Origin of the sequence: Desulfovibrio sp., from assembly GCF_009712225.1 — a bacterium.
Lineage (GTDB): Bacteria > Desulfobacterota > Desulfovibrionia > Desulfovibrionales > Desulfovibrionaceae > Desulfovibrio.
In genome coordinates, this window is sequence record NZ_WASP01000003.1 from 331,052 (window position 1) to 333,841 (window position 2,790).

Genomic DNA, 2,790 nt, shown 5'->3' on the forward strand with positions numbered 1-2,790 from the left:
CGCCCCTCCCCCCCCCCCCCCCCCCCCCCCCCCCCCCCCCCCCCCGGGGAGTGCCCCAACGCGCGCCACCCCTCCGACTGGGTAGTGGGCAACAGTACAACCATAAGCTGGCCTGCAGTGGACGGTGCGGCAGAATACAACATCTACCGTGAAGAAGCGGGTTATTTCGGCTTTATCGGCGTTGCATCCGGCACCAGCTTCAACGACCAGAATTACAAGGCCGATACCACAGACACCCCCCGTGAAGACTGGAACCCCTTTGCCAATGACAACAACCCCGGCGTGGTGGCCTTTCATCAGCAACGCATGGTTCTGGCTGCAACCCCAGGTACGCCGCAGGCATTCTACATGTCGCGCACGGGCGATTTTGAATCGTTTCGCAAGTCGCGCCCGGTGCAGGACGACGACCCGGTGGAATACCTCATCGCCTCTGGTTCCATTGATTCCGTCACATGGATAGCCAGTTTTGGCGACCTGCTGGTGGGCACCTCAGGCAGCGAGTACAAGGCCAGCGGTGGCGAGGGTTCGGCAATCACACCCCAAAAGGTCAGCATCACGGCCCAATCGTACTGGGGCAGCGCAGGGCTTGCGCCCATCATCATCGGCAACTCCGTGCTGCATGTGCAGCGCCACGGCTCGCGTGTGCGCGACCTTTTTTATTCGCTGGAAAAAGACGGCTACGCGGGCAACGATCTTTCCATTCTAGCGCCACACCTGTTTGAGGGCCACACCATCAAACAGTGGGCCTACCAGCAAACCCCCGGCTCTACCATCTGGTGCGTGCGCGACGACGGACTCCTGCTGGCTTTTACCTACATGAAGGAGCACGACATCTGGGGCTGGTCGCGCCATATCACAGACGGCAAGGTGCTCTCTGTGGCGGCGGTTGCCGATGATGGCGGGGATACTCTGGTCATGGTGGTGCGGCGCATCATTGATGGACAGCCACGCCATTTTCTGGAGCGCCTGGCCCCGGTCTGGGCCGACAGCCAGCCCATTGCCGAGGCGTATTTTGTAGATTGCGGACTCAGCATCCGCGCCAGCGCGCCCACGCGAGAGGTGGCGGGGCTGGAGCATCTGGAAGGCTGTACTCTGGCTGTGCTTGCCGACGGCAGCCCGGTGGAGGGCTGCGTGGTGCGCGAAGGGCGCATAGAGCTGCCCTACGCCGCCACACTGGTGCAGGCGGGCTTGCCATATGAATCGGTGCTTTCGCCCCTGCCGGTAGAGAGCGACCTCAATTCGGGTACCACCCTGACGCAAAGCCGCGCCTACGGAGCCTGTACGCTACGCCTCTACCGCAGTGTGGGCGGGCAGTACGGCCCCAGCCGCGCAGAACTCTATGATCTACCCTTTATGCCAGAACGCTGGTCAGAGGCGGTACAGCCGTATTCTGGCGACCTGGCCTGCGCGCCCTGCGGAGGGTGGGACAATCAGGCAAGCATCTGGCTGGTGCAGCAGCGGCCCCTGCCCTTTCGCATTCTGGCACTCACGCTGGATATCACCTTTGCCTGATGCCCGGAGCAAGGAGCATCCATAGGGAGCAACAGTGCTGACCATCACCACAGAACCGTTTTCGCATCTGGCAAGGGAAGCTGAGCAACTGACGGCAGCCCACTGGGATGAGGTGGAAGCCCCCCTGCACGGGCCGCAGCACTACGCCCTTGACCAAAGCCGTTACTCCTGTCTTGAACGGCTGGGTATGCTGCACATCAGCGCCGCACGTGAGCTGGCCGAAGCCGCCCAAAGTGATTTAGCCCATGCGAAAGGCGCAACAGACGAAACAGGCGCAAGCGCCCCGCTGGCAGGCTATGCGGCCTTTACACTGGTGGATTGCCCTCACCGCCCGCGAACCCTGCTGGCGGCGCTGGACGGCCTGTATCTCGCCCCGTGGGCTCGGGTAGGACTTTTCGCCCTGCGCCTGCTGCGGCACGCGGAGGCAGCCCTTGCGGCACGCGGGGTGGGGCTTGTGCAGTACAGCTCGCCCGCGTCGCGTCCCTGCCATGCGCTCTACCGCCGCCTTGGAGCACAGCCAACAGAAACCATCTGGCACAAAACCCTGCCGTCGCAGCCAGTCATCTCTGCAGCGGCAGCAGGGACCAAAACAGACAGGACAAAATCAGGCATGGAGGAAAAGCAATGGCCATAGCAACCAGCACCGCCGCCATGATCAGTGCCGCCGTGGCCCTTGCCGGGGCCGCCGCCGGGACCGTAAGCGCGGTGCAACAGGCCGAGGGCCGCCGCCAGCAGGCGGAATACCAGTCGGATCTGGCGACCCGCAACGCTCAACAGGCCGAGCTGAACGCGCAGGCGGCAGACGAAGCCGCCCGACAGGAACGCCGCGCTGGCTACGAGGCGGCACAGGCAAAAAGGCAGGAGGCTGCCCGCATAATCGGCGCGCAACGCGCCCAGACCGGCGCATCGGGCGCGCAGGCAGATGCGGGCTCTACTCTGGATAAAAATCTGGATACCGCCGAAAAAGGCGAGCTGGACGCACTTTCTGCCGAGCAGCAGGGCCAAAGCAGGGCCCACACGCAGGACATGCGCGCCTGGAGCCTGCGCAACCAGTCGGCAGAGGCAGCAGCCAGCGCCGACTTTGCCGGTTCCCGCGCCGATACGGACTATCTGGGCCTGAGCAGCACCCTGCTCAACGGGGCCTCGCGCGTGGGCCGCAACTTTTACACCATCGGCTCACGCGGCCCGCTGTTGCCGTAGGGCACTTTTCAACAGACAAAAGCGTCAGCCCCCCCCAGCCCGGGGTGGGGGGGGGGGGGGGGGGGGGGTGGGTGGGGG

At 64.3% G+C, this 2,790-nt stretch carries 3 protein-coding genes; all 3 read left to right on the forward strand.

Going from position 1 to position 2,790, the window contains the following annotated elements; genetic code table 11:
• The first annotated feature begins 84 nt into the window (after positions 1-84).
• From F8N36_RS02640 to F8N36_RS02650, 3 genes are read left to right on the forward strand one after another with little or no spacing between them, the layout of a single operon-like run.
• The gene (locus tag F8N36_RS02640) at positions 85-1,512 is read left to right on the forward strand and encodes a hypothetical protein (RefSeq protein ID WP_291331186.1); all 1,428 of its coding nucleotides are present in this window, start codon (positions 85-87) and stop codon (positions 1,510-1,512) included.
• Between the two features lie 34 nt (positions 1,513-1,546).
• A complete protein-coding gene (locus F8N36_RS02645; RefSeq protein ID WP_291331187.1) occupies positions 1,547-2,146 on the forward strand; it encodes a GNAT family N-acetyltransferase in 600 nt (199 codons plus the stop codon).
• Entirely contained in the window at positions 2,137-2,712 is a 576-nt protein-coding gene (locus tag F8N36_RS02650) for a hypothetical protein (protein WP_291331188.1), read from the forward strand. The genes F8N36_RS02645 and F8N36_RS02650 overlap by 10 nt, the downstream gene beginning before the upstream one ends.
• Positions 2,713-2,790: the final 78 nt, after the last annotated feature.

What these genes read in the sequence shown, in the direction of transcription:
- F8N36_RS02650 (WP_291331188.1), top strand. Translation starts at nt 2,137, where the DNA reads ATGGCCATAGCAACCAGCACCGCCGCCATGATCAGTGCCGCCGTGGCC.